Source organism: Kitasatospora mediocidica KCTC 9733 (assembly GCF_000744225.1).
GTDB classification, from domain to species: Bacteria; Actinomycetota; Actinomycetes; order Streptomycetales; family Streptomycetaceae; genus Kitasatospora; species Kitasatospora mediocidica.
This window is the reverse complement of record NZ_JQLN01000007.1, coordinates 621,463-644,514: the sequence shown is the minus strand read 5'-3', so window position 1 is coordinate 644,514 and position 23,052 is coordinate 621,463. Positions and strand designations below refer to the sequence as shown.

Annotated in this window: 18 protein-coding genes and 1 pseudogene; 11 read left to right on the top strand and 8 right to left on the bottom strand. The window is 71.8% G+C overall.

Annotated features, from left to right (window positions below; genetic code table 11):
- Positions 1-127: 127 nt before the first annotated feature.
- Positions 128-2,515: an immune inhibitor A domain-containing protein gene (locus BS80_RS33165; protein ID WP_035805068.1), complete on the top strand. Its 2,388-nt coding sequence runs from the start codon at positions 128-130 to the stop codon at positions 2,513-2,515.
- Positions 2,516-2,588: 73 nt separating this feature from the next.
- Here BS80_RS33165 and BS80_RS33160 read toward each other — a convergent pair whose 3' ends face one another.
- The 5 genes from BS80_RS33160 to BS80_RS33140 form a co-directional block, all read right to left on the bottom strand.
- On the bottom strand, positions 2,589-3,683 hold the full coding sequence (locus BS80_RS33160) for an acyl-CoA dehydrogenase family protein (RefSeq protein WP_035805067.1): 1,095 nt from the start codon (positions 3,681-3,683) through the stop codon (positions 2,589-2,591).
- Positions 3,680-4,870 carry an acyl-CoA dehydrogenase family protein gene (locus BS80_RS33155; protein WP_035805064.1) on the bottom strand — a complete coding sequence of 397 codons (1,191 nt, stop codon included), beginning with the start codon at positions 4,868-4,870 and terminating at the stop codon, positions 3,680-3,682. The genes BS80_RS33160 and BS80_RS33155 overlap by 4 nt, the downstream gene beginning before the upstream one ends.
- 2 nt (positions 4,871-4,872) lie before the next feature.
- Positions 4,873-6,090, bottom strand: a complete 1,218-nt coding sequence (locus BS80_RS33150; RefSeq protein ID WP_035805063.1) for an acyl-CoA dehydrogenase family protein — start codon at positions 6,088-6,090, stop codon at positions 4,873-4,875.
- Position 6,091: 1 nt separating this feature from the next.
- A complete protein-coding gene (locus BS80_RS33145; protein ID WP_035805061.1) occupies positions 6,092-7,090 on the bottom strand; it encodes a phosphotransferase family protein in 999 nt (332 codons plus the stop codon).
- Between the two features lie 154 nt (positions 7,091-7,244).
- On the bottom strand, positions 7,245-8,912 hold the full coding sequence (locus BS80_RS33140; protein WP_232246746.1) for a purple acid phosphatase family protein: 1,668 nt from the start codon (positions 8,910-8,912) through the stop codon (positions 7,245-7,247).
- 252 nt (positions 8,913-9,164) lie between these two features.
- Between BS80_RS33140 and trpS the strand changes: the two genes are divergently transcribed.
- Entirely contained in the window at positions 9,165-10,181 is a 1,017-nt protein-coding gene (gene trpS, locus BS80_RS33135; protein WP_051967530.1) for a tryptophan--tRNA ligase, read from the top strand.
- A 457-nt stretch (positions 10,182-10,638) separates the two neighbouring features.
- On the top strand, positions 10,639-12,054 hold the full coding sequence (locus BS80_RS33130; protein ID WP_051967529.1) for a nucleobase:cation symporter-2 family protein: 1,416 nt from the start codon (positions 10,639-10,641) through the stop codon (positions 12,052-12,054).
- On the opposite strand, the gene BS80_RS33125 is transcribed toward BS80_RS33130, so the two are convergent.
- Positions 12,051-12,686 (bottom strand): MBL fold metallo-hydrolase, encoded by a 636-nt coding sequence (locus tag BS80_RS33125; RefSeq protein WP_035805058.1) that lies wholly within the window; start codon positions 12,684-12,686, stop codon positions 12,051-12,053. The genes BS80_RS33130 and BS80_RS33125 overlap by 4 nt on opposite strands.
- A gap of 70 nt (positions 12,687-12,756) precedes the next feature.
- Here BS80_RS33125 and BS80_RS33120 point away from each other — a divergent pair, with 70 nt between their 5' ends.
- The 8 genes and pseudogenes from BS80_RS33120 to BS80_RS33090 all read left to right on the top strand — a co-directional run bounded on the left by BS80_RS33120 (position 12,757) and on the right by BS80_RS33090 (position 19,885).
- Entirely contained in the window at positions 12,757-13,452 is a 696-nt protein-coding gene (locus BS80_RS33120; protein WP_035805056.1) for a hypothetical protein, read from the top strand.
- A gap of 187 nt (positions 13,453-13,639) precedes the next feature.
- Positions 13,640-13,774: pseudogene (locus tag BS80_RS43940) on the top strand (helix-turn-helix transcriptional regulator); the annotation flags it as partial.
- A 118-nt stretch (positions 13,775-13,892) separates the two neighbouring features.
- Positions 13,893-14,423: a DUF5753 domain-containing protein gene (locus BS80_RS33115; RefSeq protein ID WP_332262214.1), complete on the top strand. Its 531-nt coding sequence runs from the start codon at positions 13,893-13,895 to the stop codon at positions 14,421-14,423.
- Positions 14,420-14,620 carry a DUF397 domain-containing protein gene (locus BS80_RS33110; protein WP_035805053.1) on the top strand — a complete coding sequence of 67 codons (201 nt, stop codon included), beginning with the start codon at positions 14,420-14,422 and terminating at the stop codon, positions 14,618-14,620. The genes BS80_RS33115 and BS80_RS33110 overlap by 4 nt, the downstream gene beginning before the upstream one ends.
- Before the next feature lie 8 nt (positions 14,621-14,628).
- Positions 14,629-14,775 (top strand): MOSC N-terminal beta barrel domain-containing protein, encoded by a 147-nt coding sequence (locus BS80_RS41335; protein ID WP_157536738.1) that lies wholly within the window; start codon positions 14,629-14,631, stop codon positions 14,773-14,775.
- 592 nt (positions 14,776-15,367) lie between these two features.
- Positions 15,368-15,928 (top strand): acyl carrier protein, encoded by a 561-nt coding sequence (locus BS80_RS33100; RefSeq protein ID WP_157536737.1) that lies wholly within the window; start codon positions 15,368-15,370, stop codon positions 15,926-15,928.
- 80 nt (positions 15,929-16,008) lie between these two features.
- Positions 16,009-19,014 (top strand): non-ribosomal peptide synthetase, encoded by a 3,006-nt coding sequence (locus tag BS80_RS33095; protein WP_035805047.1) that lies wholly within the window; start codon positions 16,009-16,011, stop codon positions 19,012-19,014.
- Positions 19,015-19,162: 148 nt separating this feature from the next.
- Positions 19,163-19,885: a spermidine synthase family protein gene (locus tag BS80_RS33090; protein WP_035805045.1), complete on the top strand. Its 723-nt coding sequence runs from the start codon at positions 19,163-19,165 to the stop codon at positions 19,883-19,885.
- Here the strand turns inward: BS80_RS33090 and BS80_RS33085 are convergent.
- Both BS80_RS33085 and BS80_RS33080 read right to left on the bottom strand, forming a co-directional pair.
- Positions 19,855-21,963 carry an MMPL family transporter gene (locus BS80_RS33085; protein WP_035805041.1) on the bottom strand — a complete coding sequence of 703 codons (2,109 nt, stop codon included), beginning with the start codon at positions 21,961-21,963 and terminating at the stop codon, positions 19,855-19,857. The genes BS80_RS33090 and BS80_RS33085 overlap by 31 nt on opposite strands.
- A gap of 76 nt (positions 21,964-22,039) precedes the next feature.
- On the bottom strand, positions 22,040-22,975 hold the full coding sequence (locus tag BS80_RS33080) for a deoxyribonuclease IV (protein ID WP_051967526.1): 936 nt from the start codon (positions 22,973-22,975) through the stop codon (positions 22,040-22,042).
- Positions 22,976-23,052 lie beyond the last annotated feature (77 nt).

Sequence of the window (23,052 nt, the reverse complement as noted above, 5' to 3'; positions counted from 1 at the left end):
CAGCAGGTCGAAGGGGTCACCGTTCTTGGTGGCCCCTTTTCCTTGTCCTTACCTCTTACACATCACCGGTGACATGTGAAATATTACCTGCGCCCACCGACCACCCCGTCCCGAAAGGACCGGTCAGTTGCGCAGATTACGTGCAGCCCTCGCCGCCGCACTCACCACCAGTGCGATAGCGGCCACCCTGTTCGCGGCACCGGCCGTCCAGGCCGCCCCGAACTCGGCGCCCCGGATCAGCCTCAGCCCCGGCGCCGACGCCGGTGACGGCGTGCAGGGGCAGGAAGGTCCCGCGCAGCCGCTCTCCCCACAGGAGCGCCAGCGCCAGGCGCTGCGCTCGCAGGCGCTGGCGCAGCTCAACCAGGGCGCCATCGCCCGGACATCGGACGGCCGCGCGCCCGCCAAGGTCAAGGTCGGCAACGACTACGTGCAACTCGCCCAGCAGCGGACGGACAAGGTCTTCGTCATCCTGGCCCAGTTCGGGGACCAGGTCGACAACACCACGCTCTACAACGGCCAGGTCGAGTACGGCGGCACCCCGGGTCCGCAGCACAACCAGATTCCCCAGCCCGGCAAGGGCGACACCCATACGCTGTGGAACGGCGACTTCAGCCGCGACTACTACCAGAAGATGTTCTTCGACGCGACGCCGGGCGCGGACTCGATCCGTAACTACTACCGCACCCAGTCCTCGGGCCGCTACGACATCCAGGGCACCGTCAGCGACTGGGTCACCGTCCCGTACAACGAGGCGCGTTACGGCAGCAACAAGGGACCGGACGGCCCCGGCGCCTGGACCGAGGCGCAGGAGTTCATCCGCGACGCGGTGAAGGCCTGGTACGACGGTGAGATCGCCAAGGGCCGCACGCCCGCCGACATCAAGGCGCAACTCGCGCAGTACGACGTCTACGATCGCTACGACCACAACAAGGACGGCAACTTCGACCAGCCCGACGGCTACCTCGACAACGTCGTGGTGGTGCACGCGGGCGTGGACGAGACCTGGGGCGGCGGCGCCCAGGGGAGTGACGCCCTCTGGGCGCACCGCAGTTGGGACTTCCCGGACCCGACGGGTACGGTCGGACCGGTCGGCGACAAGATCGGCGGCGCGCCCGTCGGAGATTCCGGCTACTACGTCTACGACTACGTGCAGGGTGGCGAGAACAGCGGCGTCGGCCTCTTCTCGCACGAGTACGGCCACAACCTCGGTCTGCCCGACCTGTACAGCACAAGCCCCAAGGGCGGCGACAACAGTGTGAACTTCTGGTCGCTGATGTCCTCCGCCTCCTATCTGGGCGATGGAAAGAACACCACCGGCGCCTATCCGGGCGACCTGGACGCGTGGAGCAAGCTGCAGTTCGGCTGGCTGAACTACGACGAAGCGCAGGCCGCCACCACCTCCTCCCACACACTGGGGGTGAGCAGTTACAACACCGACCAGGCGCAGGCGGTCCTGGTCCACCTGCCACCGGGCCACACCACCACCGAGCTGACCGACCCCTACGAGGGCGGCGCCCAGTGGTGGAGCGACACCGGTGACAACATGGACAACTCGCTCTCCCGGACCGTCGATCTGACCGGACAGAGCGCACCCGCCGCCCTGGACGCGGCGGCCTGGTACGACGTCGAGAAGGGCTACGACTTCTTCTCGGTCGAAGCCTCCACCGACGGCGGCGCCACCTGGAAGGCGCTCGGCGGTACCGTCAACGGGCAGCCGATCGGCAACTCGACCGCCAACACTCCCGCACTGACCGGCACTTCAGGGGCTTGGACGCAACTGCACATCCCGCTGGACGGGTACGCCGGCCAGAAGTTCCAGCTGCGCTTCCACGTCACCTCGGACAGCAACACGCACGGCAAGGGCGTCACGGTCGATGCCGTGAAGATCACCAGCGGCGGCACCCAGCTGTTCGCCGACGGTGCGGAGCAGGGTAACCAGGGCTGGACGGCGACCGGCTTCTCGATCGTCACCGGCAAGGACGCCGTCAAGGAGCATCCGCGCGCCTACCTGGTGGAGAACCGTCGCTACACCGGTTACGGCGCGTTCCTGAGGACCGGTCCGTACAACTTCGGTTACACCGGCGTGGCCGGCAAGGCCGACGTGGTGGACTTCTACCCCTACCAGCAGGGCGTGTTGATCTGGCTCTGGGACACCGACTACAGCGACAACAACGTGGTCGACCACCCCGGCGGCGGACTGATCCTGCCGATCGACGCACACCCGACGCCGATCCGCTACGCCGACGGCACCCTGGTCAACGCCCGGGCGCAGACCTTCGACGCGCCCTTCTCGCTCAAGCCGACGACGTCCTTCACCCTGCACAAGGCGGGCGTCCCGGTGAAGATCGGCGTTGAGCCGGCCGTGCCGGTCTTCAACGACCACACCGGTGTCTACGCCGACCCGGCCACCCCGCAGTTGACGGTGGCGGTGCCGGACACCAACACCAGGATCCAGGTCGTCCGCGAGGCCCAGGACGGCAGGCTGACCACGATCCGGGTGAGTCCGGCCTCCTGACGGACCGGTACGTGATCGACTGAGCGGAGCCGTCACCCCGTGGGGTGGCGGCTCCGCTCTCTCGGGTGGCGGGTCAGGCCGGGAGGTCCACCAGGCCGGCCAGGACCGCGCGGTGGTGGGCCGGGGTGCCGAGGGCCAGGTGGTCGGCCTTGGCGCGCTTGAGGTAGAGGTGGGCGGGGTGCTCCCAGGTCATCCCGATGCCGCCGTGCAGCTGGACGCACTCCTCGGCGGCCCGCACCGCCACCGTGCCGCAGTGCGAGGCGGCCACCGCCACGGCGACGGCCGCGTCCGCGGCCTCGGTGGCGAGCGCGTCGGCGGCGGCCCGCGCGGCGGCCCGGGCGCCGACCACGTCGAGCCAGAGGTCGGCCAGCCGGTGCTTCAGGGCCTGGAACGAGCCGAGCGGACGGTTGAACTGCCGCCGCTCGCGCAGGTATCCGACCGTGGCGGCCAGGCACCACTCGGCGATGCCGAGCTGCTCGGAGGCGAGCAGGCCGGCGCCGGTCAGCAGGGCCCGCTGCAGGGCGGCGGGGTCGGCGGTGAGCAGCCGGGCCGGGGTGCGGTCGAAGGTGAGGTCGGCCAGTGGGCGGGTCAGGTCCAGGGAGGTGCGCGGGGTGGCGGTGAAGCCGGTCTCGACCAGGTGGAGCGAGCAGTCGGGGCCGGGCACCACCAGCAGGTCGGCGCCGAGCGCGTCGGCCACCGAGGTCACCCGCCCGCTGAGCGTCCCGTCCGGGTGGAGCGTCACCGTCGGGGTGAACGGGCGGCCCGGGGCGCTGGAGAGCGGGACGGCCAGGGTGCCGGTCCGCGAGCCGTCCGCCAGTGCGCCCAGCGCGTTGCCCAGTACGTCGTCCGGCGCGCTGTCCTGCGCGGCGAGCAGGGCCGTGGTGGCCAGCACCGCGCTGCCCAGGAACGGGACCGGCGCCACCGCCCGCCCCAACTCCTCCATCACCACCGCGGTTTCGCGCAGCGAGGCGCCGGCCCCGGCGTACCGCTCCGGCACCTGGAGCCCGGCCGCGCCGAGCTCGGCCGCCAACTGCCGCCAGAGCGCCGGGTCGTAGGCACCCGGGCCCTCGATCCGGGCCAGTACGGCGGACACCGGGCTGTGGTCGGCGAGCAGGTCGCGCACGCTGGCGCGCAACTCCTCCTCGATCTCCGTGTAGAGCAGGTTCATCGGGCGAGGTCCTTCCACGGCACGTCCTTGTCGGTGCGCGGCTCCGGCGGGAGGCCCAGGACGCGTTCGGCGATGATGTTGCGCAGGATCTCCGAGGTGCCGCCCTCGATGGAGTTGCCCTTGGCCCGCAGGTAGCGGTAGCCGGCCTCGCGGCCGTTGAAGTCGACCAGTTCGGGGCGGACCATGGTCCAGTCGTCGTAGCCCAAGCCCTCCTCGGCCAGCAACTCGACCTCGAAGCCGGTCAACTCCTGGGCGAGGCGCGCGAATCCGAGCTTGGTGCCGGCGCCCTCCGGGCCCGGCTGGCCGACCGTCAGCTGCTGGCGCAGCCGTTCGCCGGTGAGCCGCAGCACCTCGGCGTCCACCCAGTGCTTGAGCAGCCGCTGCTGCAGTTCGGGGGTGCGCAGCTCGGGGCGGGCGCGCCAGGTCCCGGCGACGATGCCGACCAGGCCGCCCTCGCGCGGGGTGCGCTGGCCGCCGATGGAGACGCGCTCGTTGTTCAGGGTGGTCTGAGCGACCTGCCAGCCCTCGCCGACGGCGCCGAGGCGGTCGGTGTCGGGGATCCGGACGCCGGTCAGGAAGACCTCGTTGAACTCGGCCTCGCCGGTGATCTGGCGCAGCGGGCGGACCTCCACGCCCGGGTCGGTCATGTCGCAGACGAAGTAGGTGATGCCCTTGTGCTTGGGCAGCGCCGGGTCGGTGCGGGCGATCAGGATGGCCCAGCGGGCGGTGTGGGCGCTGGAGGTCCACACCTTCTGGCCGTCCACCGTCCAGACGCCGTCCGCGCCGAGGGTCGCGCGGGTGGCGAGGGCGGCCAGGTCGGAGCCGGCGCCGGGCTCGCTGAAGAGCTGGCACCAGACCTCCTCGCCGGTCCAGAGCGGCCGCAGCAGGCGGGAGCGCTGCTCGTCGGTGCCGTAGCGCAGGATGGTCGGCGCGGCCATGCCGAGGCCGATGCCGATCCGGCGCGGGTCGTTGTCGGGCGCGCCGGCCGCCGCGAGTTCGGCGTCCACCACGGCTTGCAGCGCGCGCGGGGCGTCGAGGCCGCCGAGCCCGACCGGGAAGTGCACCCAGGCGAGGCCGGCGTCGAAGCGGGCGCGCAGGAAGTCGAGCGGCTCGGTGTCGGCGGGATCGAACTCCGAGAGCAGTGCTCTCGTTCGGGAGCGGAGCTCTTCGACGGAAGCAGTGGTCACGATCAGGCCTCCTGGTACTTCTTCAGTTCGCGGCGTGCCAGCGAACGGCGGTGGACCTCGTCCGGGCCGTCGGCCAGCCGCAGCGTGCGGTTGCCGGCCCACAGGTGGGCGAGCGGGGTGTCCTGGCTGACGCCCGCCGCGCCGTGCGCCTGGACGGCCTTGTCGAGGATCCACTCGACCGTCTGCGGCACGATGATCTTGATCGCCTGGATCTCGGTGTGCGCGCCCCGGTTGCCGACGGTGTCCATCAGCCAGGCGGTCTTCAGCACCAGCAGCCTGGCCTGCTCGATCCGTACCCGGGACTCGGCGATCCAGTCCTGGATCACCCCCTGCGCGGCCAGCGGACGTCCGAAGGCCACCCGCGCGCCGACCCGTCGGCACATCAGTTCCAGCGCCCGCTCGGCGATCCCGATCGCCCGCATGCAGTGGTGGATCCGCCCCGGCCCCAGCCGCGCCTGCGCGATCGCGAAGCCGGACCCGGCCTCGCCGATCAGGTTCCCGGCCGGCACCCGGGCGCCGTCGAAGACCACCTCCGCGTGCCCGCCGTGGTCGCGGTCGTCGTAGCCGAAGACCGTCATGCCGCGCCGCACGGTGACCCCGGGCGTGTCGCGCGGCACCAGGATCATCGACTGCTGGCGGCGCGGGTCGGCGGCCGGGTCGGTCTTGCCCATCACGATGAAGATCCGGCAGTCAGGGTTCATCGCGCCGGTGATGTACCACTTGCGCCCGGTGACCACGTAGTCCTGGCCGTCGCGCTCGATCCGGGTCTCGATGTTGGTGGCGTCGGAGGAGGCCACCTCCGGCTCGGTCATCGCGAAGGCCGAGCGGATCTCGCCGGCCAGCAGCGGCTCCAGCCACTGCTTGCGCTGCGCCTCGTCGCCGAACTGGGCGAGCAGCTCCATGTTCCCGGTGTCGGGGGCGGCGCAGTTGAGGGCGGCCGGGGCGAGTTGGATGCTGCGTCCGGTCAGCTCGGCCAGCGGGGCGTACTGGAGGTTGGTCAGTCCGGCCCCCAACTCTCCGGGCAGGAAGAGGTTCCAGAGCCCGCGCCGCTTCGCCTCCCGCTGGAGGTCGCCGATCACCGGCGGGATCGACCACCGGTCCCGTGCGGGGTCGGCGAGTTGGGCGGTCAGCACCGGCTCGGCCGGGTAGACGTGCTCGTCCAGGAAGGCGGTGAGCCGCGCGAGCAGCTCCTCGGTGCGGGCGTCGTAACCGAAGTCCATGTCAGCGCTCCTTCAGGGCGGTCAGGCCGTGCTCGACGAAGAGCGGTACCAGCGCGCCGACCCGGTCGAACCCGGAGCCGACGGTGCCGCCCTGGCCGTAGCGGTAGTGGATGCCCTCCAGCACCACGGCGAGCTTGAACGAGGCGAAGGCGACGTACCAGGGCGCCGCCGTGACGTCACGTCCGGAGCCCTGGGCGTACCGGGCGGTCAGCTCCGCGCCGTTCGGGAACCCGGGGGCCAGCGCCACGCCGGGCAGCACGCCGGCGAAGCGGTCGGCGAGTTCGGTGTACGTCACCAGCAGGCCGAGGTCGGTGAGCGGGTCGCCGAGGGTGGACATCTCCCAGTCCAGCACGGCGGTGATCCGGTCGTCCGGTCCGACCAGCACGTTGTCGAGCCGGTAGTCGCCGTGCACCAGGGTGGCGGCGGGGGAGGCGGGCAGCGCGCCGGCCAGCAGGCCGCGCAGCTCGTCGACGCCCGGCACCTCGCGGCTGCGGGAGGCGTCCAACTGCTGCCCCCAGCGTCGGACCTGGCGCTCCAGGAAGCCGTCCGGGCGCCCGAAGTCGGCCAGACCGACGTCTGCGGGGTCGATCGCGTGCAGCGCGACCAGGGTGTCGACCAGATGGTCGGCCAGCGCGCGCACCCGGGCCGGGCCGAGCGCGGCCAGCTCCGCGCTGTCGCGGTGCGCGGTGCCCGCCACGAACTCCATCAGGTAGAACGGCGCACCGATCACCCCGGGGTCGGTGGTCAGCCGCACGGCCCGCGGTACCGGTACGGCCGAGCCGTGCAGCGCGCCGATCACCCGGAACTCGCGTGCCATGTCGTGCGCGGTGGCCAGCACGTGTCCCAGCGGCGGCCGGCGCAGCACCCAGCGTTCGGTGCCGTCGGTGAGCCGGTACGTGAGGTTGGAGCGGCCGCCCTCGATCAGCTCGGCCCGCAGCGGTCCGGTGCCCAGGTGGTCCTGGAGCCGCTGGAGGTCGAGCCCGGGGGGATTGTCCGTCATGGAGTCCTCGGCAGGGTGGGAGGTGACTGGCTGAGCGAATGACTGACTAAGCGCTTGCTTAGCTTCCTGTCGACGGCTCCCGATGTCAACGGTGACGGGCACGCGAAAGCCGCGCCCACCCCCGACCGGGGCAGACGCGGCTTTCGAGGGCTGACTAGTGGCCGTCGGAGCGGCGGCGGTGCAGCACGAAGGTCTCCAACGGGCTGATCGCGCCGTCCGGCTGGGCCACCGTGTAGTAGGTGACGTGGATGCTGGTGGTCGCGCCGGGGCCGGTGCCCGGGTCGACGGTGAAGGCCGCGAAGCCGTAGCTGTGGTCCTGGTCGCGCACGCCCACCCACGGCGCGTCCTCGTACACGTACACCGGCGGGCGCTTGCCGGTCGAGGCCACCGGGCCGACCCCGGTGATCACCTTGGCCTTGGCCGGGGCGAAGAACTTCTCGTTGGTCGGCGAGGAGGTACCGCCGCCGCCGAGCACCATGTGCACGGTGCCCTGCGAGGTGTCTATCACGTCGGTCGCGGTGGAGACCGGGTTGGGCGTCAGGGTCTCCGAACCCGAGACGGTGCCGCGAACCGCCAGCGAGCGCTCGTAGTTGTGCTCGTGGCCGCAGACCACCAGGTCCACCTGGTAGCGGTCGAAGAGCGGGCCCCACTGCTCGCGCACTCCGCGGTCGGCGCCGTTGGCGTCCGAGGAGCTGATCACCACCTGGTGCATGCAGACGACGACCCAGTCGATCGACTTGTCCGCCCGTGCCTTGCGCAGGTCCTGCTCGAACCAGGCCTGCTGGGCGCCGCCGCTGTAGCCGTGCACATAGGCGTCGCCGGCGTCCTGGTAGGCGACGTCGTCGTTCTGCAGCACCACCACGTGCACCGAGCCGACGGTGAACGAGTACCACAGGCCCGCGAATTCGGCGTCCCCGCCGTTGCCGGGCAGGTCGAAGCGGGTCTGGAAGGAGGTGAAGCCGATCGGGCCGTTGCCCTTCTCGTTCTCGTGGTTGCCGGCCGCCGGCATCCACGCGCGGTAGCGGGCCGAGCGGGTGTTGTTGGCGAAGAAGCCCTGCCAGGTGCGCAGCCGGTCCGGGCTGATGTTGGCGTAGCAGAGGTCGCCGTTGAGCAGGTGGAACAGCGGGTCGACCTGCTCGATGCCGCCGACGATGTCCGCCGAGGCGGGCGAGGCGATGCCGCTGGGGACGACGGTGTAGCCGCCCTTGCCGTCCGGCTGCCAGGTGGTGGTCGGGACGGCCTGGTCGCCGAAGCTGGTGAAGGTGAACGGGCGCCGGCCGTGCGGGGCGGTGCGGAAGCTGCCGGCGTCGGGGCGGCCGCCGTCGTGCAGCGCCGCGTAGGTGTACGAGGTGTCCGGGCTGAGGTTCTGCATCCGGGCGTGATGGGTGTAGACCGTGCGGCCGCTCGCGCCGTCGGTGTACGTGCGGGTGTCGGCGTTCACGCTGCGTCCGAAGCCGCCGTCCAGCGTGCCGAACTGGACGCGCGGGCGGCGTACCGGGCCGTCGGTGGTCCAGGAGGCGGTCATCGAGCGGGCCGGGTCGGTGCCGAACGTCAGGTGCAGGCCCTCGACGGCCGGTGCGCCGAGCGTCTCGGGCCGGGTGAGCAGCAGCGGGGAGGTCGGGGCGGCCGGCGCGGCGGGGGTGTCGGCCGCGGCAGTGCCGGCGGAGGCGAACAGCGGGGCCGCCGACAGTGCGCCGCCGACGCCCGCGATCCGCAGTGCCGTCCGGCGGCTCACGCCGCCCGGGCCGGCGGCGTCCTGCGTGTCGGACGCCGCAACAGCGGTCACAGCGGGCTCAACTGGGGCATCGAAGTCATTCTGCACGCGGGAACTCCTCAAGTCCGGATCACCGATGGCCGCCTACGGTAGGGGATTTGATCGCCGTGCCGGTGAACTGTGCCCGGCGGCGCCCTGAACGGTTACAGTGGCCTCATGCGTACTCTGCTGCCGATCAGCTGGTGGCCGTCCTAGGACGGCCGCGCATCCCGTATGCCCAGGGCCGTCCGGACGGACGGCCCTTTGTCATCTCCCCTGGCAGGCCCCGTCGGACGGCCCCCACCCAGCCAGGAGACCCTGATGACCACCAGCACCATGCCCGCCCCCGCCCACCCCCGTGTGCTGACCGGCGACCGCCCGACCGGCCCGCTGCACCTGGGCCACTACTTCGGCACCCTGCAGAACCGGGTGCGCCTGCAGCGCGAGGGCGCCGACATGTTCGTCGTGATCCCCGACTACCAGGTCCTCACCGACCGCGACGTGGCCGACAAACTAGCCTTGCACGTCGAGGAGTTGGTGCTCGACTACCTGGCCATCGGGCTGGACCCGGAGCGCACGGTGATCTTCGCGCACAGCGCCGTGCCCGCGCTGAACCAGTTGCTGCTGCCTTTCCTCGGCCTGGTCAGCGTGGCCGAGTTGCAGCGCAACCCCACCGTCAAGGACGAGATCGCGCACTCCCGCCAGTCGGCGGTGAGCGGCCTGATGCTCACCTACCCCGTCCACCAGGCCGCCGACATCCTGTTCTGCAAAGCCCATTTGGTGCCGGTCGGCCAGGACCAGCTGCCGCATCTGGAGGCCGCCCGGACCATCGCCCGCCGCTTCAACGCCCGCTTCGCAAAGCCTGGTTCGCCGATCTTCCCGGAACCGCAGGCACTGCTCTCGCAGGCTCCGCTGCTGCTCGGCACGGACGGCGACAAGATGAGCAAGAGCCGCGGCAACGCCATCGCGCTCGGCGCGAGCGAGGACGAGACCGCCCGGCTGCTGCGCGGCGCCGTCACCGACGCCGACCGCCGGATCGGCTACGACCCGGTCGGCCGCCCGCAGGTGTCCAGCCTGCTGACGCTGGCCGCGCTCAGTCTGGGCAGCGACCCGCGGGCCGTCGCAGAGGGGATCGGCGACGCCGGGGCCAGCCGGCTCAAGGCGGTGGTCACCGAGGCGGTCAACGAGCACCTGCGCCCGATCCGCGCCCGCCGCGCCGAGCTCGCCGGGGACCGCGGATACCTGCGGGAGGTCCTGGCGCGCGGCAACGCCCGCGCCAACGAGGTGGCCCGGGAGACGCTGGCGGAGGTGCTGGAGGCGATGGGGATGCGGTACTGACCTGGAGCGACCGGCAGTGGCAGCGGGGGGCGCGGCCCCCCGCTGCCGGTCGGTCTTGGTGGTCGATCCAGCAGCCATGGGAGGAACCTCCAAATCCGCCCGTCCGGTGATCTTCTGGAGCCGGACCTCTTGACTACTGCGGGGGCCCTTTCTAGATTTCCAGCAACGCGGAAGTGAATTTCCGCGATGCGGATCCCCCTCCTCGCCGGCCAGGCGCGGCGGACCCGTTCACGAGCTCATGGGCCGGACCTGTCGCCGCAGGGGCCGGCAGGTGAGCGGTGCCCACCGCTCACCGGGGTCGTCCCGGCGTCACCCGTGCCCGTCCCGCACTTCGGTCGCGTTCCCGGACCCGAAGCCACCCGTGGTGGGCCGCCCCGCAGCAGCGGGCCGGACCCACCGCCCGCCCGACGCCCCGCAGGGCCGTCCGGGTGTCCGATGCGGAGGGACGGAAGAACGCATGAGTCGTCGTCAGGACGTCGAGCGGCCGAGCGAGACCGAAGTGGTCCACCCCGTGGACGAGATGCTGCCACCGGGCCGGATGGCCGCGGTCGCTCTCCAGCACGTGGCCAGCATGTACGCCGGTGTCGCGGCGCCGCCACTGATCATCGGCGGCGCCGCCGGACTGACGGCGCCCCAGCTCACCACGCTGCTCGCGGCCGCCCTCTTCATCGCCGGCATCGCCACGCTGCTCCAGACCCTGGGAGTGTGGAAGATCGGCTCGCGGCTGCCGTTCGTCAACGGCGTCTCGTTCGCCACCGTGTCGCCGATCCTCGCCGTGGTCGCCGTGCGGCACGGCGCCGCGCTGCCGCTGATCTTCGGCTCGACGATCGTCGCGGGTCTGTGCTGCTTCCTGCTCGCGCCGGTCTTCTGTCGGCTGGTCAGATTCTTCCCGCCGGTGGTCAGCGGCACGGTGATCACGCTGATCGGTGTCTCGCTGCTGCCCGTCGCGGGCAACTGGGCGCAGGGCGGCGACGCGCACGCCCCCGGCTACGGCTCCCTGGCCAACCTGGGCCTGGCCGGCCTGACGCTGCTCTCGGTGCTGCTGTTCAACCGGTTCCTCACCGGGTTCCTGCAGCGGATCTCGATCCTCTTCGGCCTGCTGGTCGGCACCCTCGCGGCTATCCCGCTGGGCCGGGTCGACTTCCACGCGCTGCGCAGCCTGCCGGTCTTTGAGCTGCCGCACCCGTTCGCCTTCGGCGCACCGAGGTTCGAGGCCGCCTCGATCATCGCGATGCTGGTGGTCATGGTCGTCTCGATGACCGAGTCCACCGCCGACATGATCGCGCTGGGCGAGGTCGTCGAGCGCCCGGTGGACGACCGGACGATCGCCGGCGGCCTGCGGGCGGACGGTCTGGCGACGGCCTTCGGGGGTGTCTTCAACGGCTTCATCTGCTCGGCCTTCGCGCAGAACATCGGCCTGGTCGCGCTGACGAAGATCCGCAGCCGCTACGTGGTCGCGCTCAGTGGCTGCTTCCTGATCCTGATGGGCCTGATGCCGGTGGTCGGCGGCCTCGTCTCGCTGGTGCCGCAGCCGGTGCTTGGCGGCGCGGGCGTGGTGCTCTTCGGCACGGTGGCCGTCGCCGGCATCCGCACCCTGGGCAAGGCCGACCTGAGCGCGGGCTCCAACGCCGTCATCGTCGCGGTCAGCCTGGCCTTCGGCATCTTCCCGATCGCCTACCCCGACTTCTACAACGCCCTCCCGCAGCAGCTCGCCACCATCCTCAGCTCCGGCATCTCGGCAGGCTGCCTGCTCGCCGTCACCCTCAACCTGCTCTTCAACCACCTCGGCCGCGGCCGCGAGGTCCCGCCCGCGTACGTCCCGGAGCAGCAGATCGTGGCGCTGGGGAAGGTCGAGCACCTGAGCGATCGCTAACTGTCGAGGACGACCGACTCGCCCGTGGGGATGCGGGCGTAGTCGGTGCCGCCCTTGGTCTCCAACCACCAGTCGAAGGTCTCCAGGCCGATGTCGTTGAAGTGCGCGTCGTGGATCGGGAACGCGCGCGCCGGGGCGACCGCGCGGACGAACTCGATGACCTCACCGAGCTTCACCCACGGCCCGGAGGCCGGGACCAGCAGGGTCTCCACCTGCTCGGCCGGGACGAACAGCGCGTCGCCCGGGTGGTAGAGCCCGTCGACGACGAACCCGATGTTGGGGCAGCCGGGCAGCCCGTCGACGACCTCGGCGTGCTCCCCGCCCACGACGCGCACCGAGAAGCCGGCCACGGTGAACGCGTCGCCCACCGCGACGGCGCTCACCCCGGCGCCGAGCGCGGCGCCCAGCTCCGCGGCGAGGGCGGCGTGCGTGTGGACGGTCAGCGCGGGGTTGGCGGCGCGGGCCGCGCGGAGCTGGTCGACGTCGATGTGGTCGTCGTGCTCGTGGGTGACGAGCACGGCGTCGGCGCCGTCCAGCGCCTCCGGCTCGGACAGCGTGCCCGGGTCGATCACCAGCACCCGGCCGTCGGCTTCGAGGCGGACGCAGGCGTGGCCGTACTTCGTCAGACGCATTCGATCAACCTAGCGCTGTGACCGGGAAAGGTCACCGGGTCGCGGCATGGGCAGCCCGTAGTCTGGCCGGATGCCCGATGACATCCTCGCTCGGTGGCCCCTCGCGCCCGCCTCCGAGACCGACTGGCTCGCCGGGCTCGCCCAGGACGACGGCCTCACCGGCTACGAGGCACCCGGGCTGCCCGACGCCGCCTGGGTGCTCGGCGGCATCTACGAACGACGGGGAACCGCTCGTGATTCGGTCAACGACGGCCAGAGCCGGAACGAGCACCCCGGCCCGGGGTGGGAGCGGCTGCGCTGGGCGGAGCTGGCCGGCAGCATCGGAGATCCGGTCGTGCCTCAGGGCCGGTATCCCTGTTTTCGCTGCTTCCCCTCCGCGAAAGGGTCGGGCATCCGGCCCGGCGCCATCGAATGGCCGGCCGAGGGCAGTCTCGACAGGCCGACATGGGACCAGCTGATCCGGTTCCTCACCGCGCACAGCCCTCAGGGAGCGGGCACCGCCTGCCTGGCGTACTACAACCCGATCATCACGCGAGACTTCGAGCAGGGCTATGTCCGCTCCGGCCGACTCGGTGACGCGCGGTCCCTCTTCGACCACCCGGACATCCTGTGCACCCCGTCCAACCTGTGGGCCGCGGATCGCTCCTGGGTCGTCTGCACCGACTACGACCTTTGGGGCACCAAGGTCTGCGGGCCCCAGCCGCTTGTCGAGGCCCTGCTCGCGGACCTCGAGATCGAAGCTGTTCGCTTGCCCTGGACCAGCTAGTGCCATGGTCAGTTTGGTGGAGGGCACTTGGCGGCGTGGCGGTCGGATATCGCTCGGTGGTGTGGTTTAACCGATCAACTCCCGCGTGGGGGCCGGGCGGCACCTAGCCTCGGGAGCACAACGGCGAGGCCGGGTACGGCAGGGGGAGGGGTGAACGGTGACGAACGAGGAGTCCGGGCAGCCGCCGATGGCTTGGCGGTACTGCGGCAACCAGATCAAGCTGTGGCGCACGCAGGCGGGTTTGACGCGCGAGGAGTTGGCGAAGGAGGCCAGCTACGACTACGAGACCATCAAGTCGATGGAGCAGGGGCGGCGGCGCCCGGCGCTGCGGCTGCTGGAGATCGCGGACGAGATGTGCGGCGCGCGGGGGAAGTTGCTGGCCGCAGAGGACTATCTGCGGCCGGACAAGTTCCGCTCGTACGCACAGGACTTCATCCGCTATGAGGCAGAGGCGACGGGGGCTGAGCTCGTATCAGAACCAGCTCATCCCGGGTCTGCTTCAGACGGAGGCGACGGCGAGGGCACTGTTCCAGGCCCACTGGCCGCCGCCGGACGACGAGACAGTCGAGGAGCGGGTCGCTGCTCGCCTCGAACGCCAGCGACTGCTGGAGACGAAGAGCAAGTTCTTCAACTTCGTGATGGAGGCCTCCGTTCTGAGCCGACGCGTCGGCAGCGCGGAAGACCACAAGGAGCAGCTGTTGCACCTCTTGACGGTGGGGAAGCAGCGAAATGTGGTGGTGCAGATCGTGCCGTCCGATGTCGTCCACCCGGGGTTGAACGGCCCGTTCGTCCTGCTGGAGACCGCAGACCACGACCGTCTCGCCTACGAAGAAGGGCAGGCGATGGGTGCGCTCTATGCGGACCCGCAGAGGGTGAGCGCTCTGACAAACCGCTATGCGATGATCCTCGGGCAAGCCCTCAGCCCTGAGGAGTCGGCACGGTTCATCAGCAAGTTGTTGGAGGAGCTATGAGCACCGGCCTCGTGTGGTTCAAGTCCAGCCACAGCGGGACGGACAGCGGCGACTGCATCGAGGTTGCCTCCTGCCCCCGCCCTTCCCCCACCATCCATGTCCGCGACTCCAAGGACCCGAGCGGTCCCCAACTCGCTTTCGCCCCCGCCTCCTGGGCCGCGTTCGTCGCCTTCGCCGCCGCGCAGGCGCCCGCTTAGTGGTCGGCGTGGGCGATCTGCTGGGCACCGTCACGCTGTTACGGCGCTACCCCGTCAGGTCGATGCTCGGAGAGGAACTCTCCGCCAGCGACGTGACGTGGAGCGGTCTGTCGCAGGACAGGAGACTGGCCCTGGTCCACCGCGAGACCGGATGAGTCGTCAGTGCGAAGAACCCGCGGCAGTGGCGCGACACTCTGACGCTGTCAGCCGCGGCTATGGACACGGCCGCTGACACGGCCGTGCGGATCACCGGGCCGGACGGCAAAGTCATGTGGAGCACCGACGCCGGCATCGACGACATCCTGTCCCAACGACTGGGCCAGCCCGTCGCCTTGACCGACACCCCGCCGTCCGACGCCACCCTTGAGCGCGCCGAACCCGAGGAGGTGTTGCGCAGCGGCGTCGGTGCCCGCGTGCCCTTCGTCGTGAGCCGACTCGCTTCGGGCCGTCAGCCCGAGATCCGAGCGGCGGAGGTCGAGCGCTGCTCTGATCCAGCGAGTCAGCACCGTGAGTGCTGCGAGTTGTGCGCGTCGACCCCGGCGGGCAGGACGGGTATGCCGGGGCTCCGTTGCCGTGCCCGACACTCGGCCGAGTCATCATCAGAACGTGGCGAACTACCCAGCGCCACCAGGGATTCCGTCAGGGGGCACCCTGGGGTTGGGTAGGGGTGGCCGGGGGGCGTAGGGGTTTCTGCTGTTCACCCGTCCTGGCAGACTGGCCGATGGTTTGAATACCGTCTGCTGGGGGGTGGAGCTCGCGATGATGACCCATTCGGAGGGTCTCATTTCGGAGCCGGACGATACGGGCGCTGGGAATTCCGACGTGCTGACGTCCTGGCGGCAGCGACTCGCCGCGGCGGCCGGGCTGTGCCTGCCGGTCACCCTGGTCTTCGACCGCCCCACCGCCACCTCGCCGGCCCGGCACCTGCGCGCGGAGCTGCTGGGCCTGGCCACCGACGACGGCGCGGTGCAGCCGCTCGGCTCCGCCGACGACGAGCCGATCGCCACCGTCGCGATGGCCTGCCGGTTCCCCGGCGAGGAGCACTTGCCCGAGCAGCTCTGTCGAGATCGCCCCGGCCCCGACCGCCGCCGTTCAGCCTCTACCGGCCGAACTCGACCGGCTGGAGGCGGCGTTCAGTGCGACCCCGGTTTCCGATGGCGAGCTGCGCGGCACCCTGGCGGCCCGGTGGAGGCGACGCTGGGCAGGCTCGCTGCCCCGGCCGCCTTCCCCGTCTTGATGACTTCGCGCCCGATCACCTCGCAGGGCGCCCTTTCGCCGAACGGCACACAGAGATTGCGATCACGGTGAGTACCCAACCGAACAGTCAACGCTCCCCCTCCGCGCCGGCGCTGAGCACTTCCCCTGGCCGACAGCGGTACAAGCGAGTCATGACGCCCATGGAGTGGGCCTTCCTGAGCCTGCGGCCGGCGTCGAGTGTCGTCCAGCACGTGGTGGAGGGGGACGGAGTCCTTTCGGCGGACGAACTCGCCGAGGCGATGGCCGTCGCGGCCGCGGCGTCCCCGGGCATGCGGCTGATCCGTGCGGGCCGGCAGTGGGTCGACAGCGGCGTCGCACCCGCGCTGCATGTCCTGGAGGCCGGGAGCTTCGACTTCGAGCGCTTCGACAACCCCGCCCTGCACCGCCCGCTGCACGGTGGCGGCCCGACCTGTGAGGTGGTGCTGATCCCCGGCACGCCGACCGCGCTGGTGTTCCGCGCCTTCCACGGCGTCACCGATGCCCGCGGCCTGATGCTGTGGGCCGCCGACGTCTTCCGCGTGCTGCGCGGGGAGCCGCCGGTGGGCTACCGGGCCACCGTCAACCATCACGAACTGGTCGAGCGCGTCGCCGGTCACGAGCTGCCGACCGCGCCCGTCTCCCCGCAGGAATGGCCCTCGCTGCTGGGCGACCCGACGCCGAACCTGCCCCACCTGCTCTGGCGCCGCCGCACGATCGACGGCCGCCACCCGGCGGCAGTGGCCAAGGTGGCCGCCGCGCTGGCCGCGACCACCGAGTCCGGCAGCGGCCGGTTCTTCGTCCCGGTCGACCTGCGGCGCCATGAACCGGACCTGCGCTCGACCGCCATGCTGGCCCACTCGCTGCAGGTCGACGTCGCGGCGGGGGAGGACTGGCAGCAGGTGCACCAGCGGCTGCTCGGCTCGCTGGCCGGGCGCGAGGAGCTGGCGCTGCCGCTCGCCCCCTGGCTGCTGCGGATGCCGCTGCCGGTGCTGCGGATGCTCAACGCGGGGATCGAACGCTCCGCCTGGCGCAAGCGCCGCTACTTCGGCAGCGGCTACCTCTCGCAACTGGGCGGCATCGAACTCGCCGAGTTGTCCACCGAGGACTTCCGGGCCGGCGCCTCCTACGCGCTGGGTGGCAGCAGCCCCGGCGGGCCGCCCGAGATCGACCTGATGGAGCGCGCCGGCCGCACCGAGGTCACCGTCGCCTGGCACGACGAGCCCGGCATGGCCGACCGCGTCGAGGGCCTGTTGGAGACCATCGCGGACGCGCTGTCCCCGCTCGTGCACCGCCAGTGGGAGGGCAACCGCACCGAGCGGGCGCTGCCGTCCGACCGCTCGGTGGTCGAGCTCTTCCGCGAGCAGGTCGAACGCACCCCGGACCGGATCGCGCTCAGCGGACCCGAAGGCAAGGTGACCTACGCCGAGTTGAGCCGCCGGGCGGACCGGGTGGCCGCCGAGCTGCGCCGCCAGGGGGTGGGCCCCGGCACGGTGGTCGGCCTGCTGGCGGGCCGTACGGTGGCTGCGCTGGCCGGACTGTGGGGGGTGCTGCGGGCGGGGGCCTGCTATCTGCCGCTGGACGCCCGGCACCCCGACGCCCGGATCGCCGACCTGCTGGCGGACGCCGGGAGCGGCTTCTGCCTGCTGGAGCGTCCCCACGACCAGCGCGAGTGCCTGCCCGAGGGCTGCCGACCACTGCTGCTGGACGAGTTGGCCCTGGACGGCGCGGCCCCCGCCGGCTTCCAGGACGCGGCGGTCGACCCGGCGGATCCCGTCTACGTCATCTACACCTCGGGATCGACCGGCAGACCCAAGGGCGTGCAGATCGAGCACCGCAGCCTGGCCAACTACGTGCACTGGGCCACCCGCGCCTTCGAGGTGGACGCCGACACCCGCCTGCCGCTGATCACCTCGCCCTCCTTCGACGTGTCGGGCACCTCGGTCTTCCTGCCGCTGCTGGCCGGCGGCGAGGTGATCCTGCTGCGCGAGGAGCCCAACCACCTGTCGCTGAGAGACCTGTTGCAGCAGTCGGGCGCCAACACCCTGAACCTGACGCCCTCCCACCTCGACCTGATCGGCCGGCTGGACCTGACGCCCACCGGCTACCGCACGGTGGTGGTGATCGGTGAGCAGCTGCGGGTGGAGGTCGCCGCCCGGGCCCAGCAGATGTTCGGGCCCGACTGCCGGATCATCAACGAGTACGGGCCGACCGAGGCGACCATCGGCTGCAGCGCGCACACCTTCGACCCGCAACGTGACGCCGGTGCGGTCGTGCCGATCGGCCGGCCGGCCGACAACACCACCGCCCACCTGCTCGACGAGCACCTGCGGTTCGTCGCCCCCGGCGAGATCGGCGAGCTGTACCTGGGCGGCGCGCAGCTCGCCCGCGGCTACCTCGGCCGACCCGAGCTCAACCGCGAGCGCTTCGTCCACCTGGCCGACGGCACCCGGGTCTACCGCACCGGCGACCTGGTCCGCCTGCTGCCCTCGGGCGAGCTGGAGTGCGTCGGGCGGATCGACGACCAGGTCAAGGTGCGCGGTCACCGGGTGGAGCCGGCGGAGGTGGCCCAGGCGCTGGAGGCGCATCCCGCCGTGGACCGGGCCGTGGTGATCGCCAGGGCGCGCCCCGGCCGTACGGCGAAGGCGCTCTACGGTTATGTGTTGGCCGACCCGGCCGTCGGCGGGGAGGAGCTGATCACCCACCTGGCCGCCCGGCTGCCCTCGTACCTGGTGCCCGCGGCCGTGTTCGTGCTGGCGGAGCTGCCCTACACCGTGAGCGGCAAGATCGACACCCGCGCCCTGCCCGATCCCTTCGCCGCCGACCCGCAAGGCCCCGATGACGGCTCCGCCGCGGACGCCGGGACGCAGGCGGCGGCACCGGTGGACGCGGTCGAGGAGGCGGTTGCGCTGATCTGGGCCCGCGCCCTCGGTGTGCCGCGCTCGCGGCTCGACGGGAGCGCCGACTTCCACCGCCTGGGCGGGGACTCGATGACGCTGCTCTCGATGCTGGCCGGCGTCTGCCGTGAGGTGCTGACGGCGCCCGATCAGGAGAAGGCCTTCATGGGCCAGCTGGCCTGGCTCCTCCGTGACCCCACCCTGACCCGAGTAGCCCATCTGGCCCGGCGGGCCCGAGCCGGTCTGGAGGCGCCGTCAGGTTGAGCGGTGCCCTCTCCGGCTGCCCGGTGGGGATCGTTGCCGCCTCGATCCGGCCACACCCTCACCCTCCGTTCCCGATCCGTTCCCGGCCGCGTTCGTGCCACACTTCGTGATCACGGACCGTCGGCAGCAGTGATCGGAGAACCCCCAGGTGAGTGCCCGTTTCGAGGAGCTGGACTGGCGGCAGACGTCGCTCGGTGAGCTCGTGCTGCGTCGGCGGTGGTATCCCGGGGTCGGCCGGGACGTGTACGAGATCAAGTTGAACGAAGAGTTTCTGATGTCGAGTCTGTTCACCGTCGCCGAGGAGGAGTTGGCGCACCTCGCGCTGGCCGAGCTGACGGGCGGCACCGGCCTCGACGTGGTGGTCGGCGGGCTCGGGCTCGGGTGTACGGCGCTGTCCGTGCTGGAGAGTGCGGACGTGGCCTCGCTGGTGGTGGTCGACGCGCTCGGCGAGGTGATCGAGTGGCACCAGCGCGGGCTGCTGCCCGGCGGGGTGGCCGCGGACCCGCGGTGCCGGCTGGTGCAGGGCGACTTCTTCGCCATGGTCGGCTCGCCCGGGGGCCTGGACCCGGCGACGCCCGGCCGCCGGTTCCACGCGGTCATCGTCGACATCGACCACTCGCCGCGGCACTTCCTGCACCCGGGCAACGCCGGGTTCTACCAGCCGGCGGGGCTGCGGCGGCTGCACGAACGGCTGCACCCGGGCGGGGTGTTCGCGCTCTGGTCGAACGACCCGCCGGACGAGGAGTTCATGGCGTCCTTCGCGCAGAGCTTCGCCGAGGTGCGGGCCGAGGTCGTCACCTTCGACAACCCGCTGCAGGAGCGCACCTCGACCAACACCGTCTACCTCGGCCGCACACCGGCCGCCGGATAGCTCTCGGGCGCGGCGGCCGGTCTGCGGGAGAGCGCGCTGGGCCACCAGATGCGGCCGCTCAGGTCGATGGTCAGGGCGGTGACCAGCACGGACCGCACCACCAGGGTGTCCAGCAGGACGCCCAGGGCGACCGCGAAGCCGATCTCCGCGAAGGCGACCACCGGCAGGGTGCCGAGGACGGCGAAGGTACTGGCCAGGATCAGTCCGGCCGAGGTGATCACGCCGCCGGTGGCGGCCAGACCGGCCACCGCGCCCGCACGGGTGCCGCGGTGGGTGGACTCCTCGCGCACCCGGGTCATCAGGAAGATGTTGTAGTCGATGCCGAGGGCCACCAGGAAGACGAAGACGAAGAGCGGGAACGCCTGGTCCTGGCCCTCGAAGTGGAAGACGTACTTGAAGACGAACGCGCTGATGCCCAGCGCCGCCGCGTAGGAGAGCACCACGGTGGCGATCAGTACCAGCGGGGCGACCACGGCCCGCAGCAGGGCCGCCAGGATGATCATCACCACGGCGAGCACCAGCGGGATGACCACCTTGTTGTCGTGCGCGGCCGCCCGCCCGGCGTCCAGGATCACCGCGGTGCTGCCGCCGACCTTGGCGTCGGCGTTCGGGACGGCGTGCACGGCGGTGCGCACCCGGTCCACGGTGTTCTTGGCGGCCTGGCTGTCGGGTGGATCGGTCGGGGTGGCCTGGAGGTAGCCGAGGCCGTTCTTCAGGACGGGCACGGTGGTGCTCGCGATCCCGGCGGTGTTCTGGGTGGCGGTCCGCACGGCGTCGGCGCCGGCGGCCGTGCTGATCAGTACCAGCGGCGCACCGGTGCCGCCGGGGAAGTGCGCGTCCAGCACCTGCTGTCCGACCACCGAGTCCGGCTTGCCGGTGAAACTCCCGGCCGTGCTCAGCCCGTTGGCGTTCAGAGCGACCAGGCCCACGCTGCATGCGGCCAGCGCCAGAGCGGTGCCGATCCAGACCTTGCGCGGGCGGCGGCTGATCCAGGCACCCACGTGCGCCCAGCGCCCGGTGCGGGTCGGCTCGGCGCTCCCGAACGCCGGCTTGACCGGCCAGAACACCCAGCGGCCCATGATCACCAGCAGCGCCGGCAGCAGGGTCAGCATCGCCAGCAGCGCGACCAGCACGCCGATCGCGCAGACCGGGCCGAGTCCGCGGGTCGAGTTCATCTCGGCGACCAGCAGGCAGAGCATCGACGCGACCACCGTCGCGGAGCTCGCCAGGATCGCCGGTCCGGCCCGGTGCAGGGCGAACGCCATCGCCTCGTGCCGGTCCTCGTGACGGCGCAGCTCCTCGCGGTAGCGGGCGGTGATCAGCAGGGCGTAGTCCGTCCCGGCGCCCAGCACCAGGACGATCAGGATGCCCGCGCTCTGCGCGTTGACGGTCAGCCCGGCGTGCTTGGCGAGCAGGTAGATCAGCGCCTCCGCGGTGATCAGCGCGACGCCGGCCGAGAGCAGCGGCAGCGCCCAGAGCACCGGGCTGCGGTAGGTCAGCAGCAGGAGCACGATCACCACGCCGACCGTGCCGAACAGCAGGGTGCCGTCGATGCCGGAGAACGCGGCGGCCTGGTCGGCGCCGACCCCGGCCGGGCCGGTGACGTGCACGGCCATCCCCTGGCTGCCGGCCGTCGCGGTGGCGCGCATGCTGTCGACGGCGGGCTTGAGGTTGTTCCAGCCGTTGGTGCCGACCTCGACCGGGACCACGGTCTGCAGGGCCTTGCCGTCCGCCGAGGCCTCCGGCCCGATGACCGGGGCGACCACGTGCGGGGCGGTGGCGAACGCGGCCGCGTCCTGGACCGCCTTGGCGTGGTCGGCGGGGGTGATCCCGCCGGGCGCCTCGTAGACCACCACGGCCTGCGCGGTCATCACCGGCTGGAAGGCCTGCTGGGCGTTGACCACCTGGGTGGACTCGGCGTTGCGGGGCAGCCAGCTGGAGGCCTGGTTGTTCTCGGCGCCCATCAGCTTGCCGGCCAGCGGCCCGGCCGCCGCCACCAGGACCAGCCAGATCACGAGGACGACCCACTTGCTGCGGTGTCCGCACGGCAACGCGGCGAGGTTGCGGATCGGGCTCACAGGTGCCCCCTAGGGGTCTGTCCGGCACATTCCGCGTTCCACTGTTCCACCCGGACGGTCTTCCCGCATCCGCCGGTCAGCGCAGTGCGGCGGACGCCCGCAGCTCCTTGAGACGGCGGACGTCGGCGGCGTGCCCGAAGCCCTCGGCGGCGCTGCGGTCGGGGGTCTCCAGGATCAACGGGACGCCCTCGGTGGCCGGATGGGCGAAGAGTTCGCCGAAGGGGTCGGCGCCGATGTGGCCGTCGCCGATGTTGGCGTGCCGGTCCTTGCGGGCGCCTACCACGTCCTTGGAGTCGTTGGCGTGGATCAGCCGCAGCCGGCCGGGGCCCATCGAGGCCTCCAGCACGTCCAGCGCCGCGCCGACCCCGCCGGGGGCGGCCAGGTCGTGCCCGGCGGCGAAGGCGTGGCAGGTGTCGAGGCAGACGCCGACCCGCGGGTGGTGGTCCAGCGCCTGGGCGTATGCGGCGAGGTCCTCCAGCCGGGAGCAGAGCGAGCGGCCCTGGCCGGCGGTGGGCTCCAGCAGCAGCCAGGGGGCGTCCTCGCCGAGCGCGTCCAGTTCGTCCAGCAACGGGCGGACGTCCGCGCGGACCTGGGCCATCGCCTCGGCGTAGCGGGAGCCGCCGTCCGGCGCGGTGCCGACGGCCGAGCCGGTGTGCACGACGACGCCCAGCGCGCCGATCGCGTGGCCGCGCAGCAGTGAGTGGCGCAGCGAGGCGGTGGAGCGCTCGCGGGTGGCGGGGCTGTCCGAGCCGAAGTTGATCAGGTAGGGCGCGTGCACGTAGGCGGGGATCGACTGCTCGGCGCAGGCGGCCCGGAACGCTTCGTCCTGGGCCGGGTTCCCGGCGGGGGTCGCCCAGCCGCGCGGGTTGGCGACGAAGACCTGGACCGCCTCGCCGCCGATCTCCCGCGCGTAGGCGAGACCGGTGCCGACCAGCCCGCGTCCGGCGACCGGGACGTGTGCCCCGATCGGGTTGCGGCGGGCGGCGTCGGTGGGCGGGGGAGCGGCGTTCATCAGGTGAGGATGTCACGCGGGCCGGAACGCGGCCGAGGCCGCCCCGGTCTCCCGGGACGGCCTCGGCTTCTGTGCGG

Coding starts and splice junctions, on each gene's coding strand:
- BS80_RS33160 (WP_035805067.1), bottom strand. CDS start 3,683: ATGAACCTGCTCTACACGGAGATCGAGGAGGAGTTGCGCGCCAGCGTG.
- BS80_RS33150 (WP_035805063.1), bottom strand. CDS start 6,090: ATGGACTTCGGTTACGACGCCCGCACCGAGGAGCTGCTCGCGCGGCTC.
- BS80_RS33145 (WP_035805061.1), bottom strand. CDS start 7,090: ATGACGGACAATCCCCCCGGGCTCGACCTCCAGCGGCTCCAGGACCAC.
- trpS (WP_051967530.1), top strand. CDS start 9,165: ATGACCACCAGCACCATGCCCGCCCCCGCCCACCCCCGTGTGCTGACC.
- BS80_RS33130 (WP_051967529.1), top strand. CDS start 10,639: ATGAGTCGTCGTCAGGACGTCGAGCGGCCGAGCGAGACCGAAGTGGTC.
- BS80_RS33125 (WP_035805058.1), bottom strand. CDS start 12,686: ATGCGTCTGACGAAGTACGGCCACGCCTGCGTCCGCCTCGAAGCCGAC.
- BS80_RS33120 (WP_035805056.1), top strand. CDS start 12,757: ATGCCCGATGACATCCTCGCTCGGTGGCCCCTCGCGCCCGCCTCCGAG.
- BS80_RS33115 (WP_332262214.1), top strand. CDS start 13,893: ATGAGGCAGAGGCGACGGGGGCTGAGCTCGTATCAGAACCAGCTCATC.
- BS80_RS33110 (WP_035805053.1), top strand. CDS start 14,420: ATGAGCACCGGCCTCGTGTGGTTCAAGTCCAGCCACAGCGGGACGGAC.
- BS80_RS33095 (WP_035805047.1), top strand. CDS start 16,009: ATGACGCCCATGGAGTGGGCCTTCCTGAGCCTGCGGCCGGCGTCGAGT.
- BS80_RS33080 (WP_051967526.1), bottom strand. CDS start 22,975: ATGAACGCCGCTCCCCCGCCCACCGACGCCGCCCGCCGCAACCCGATC.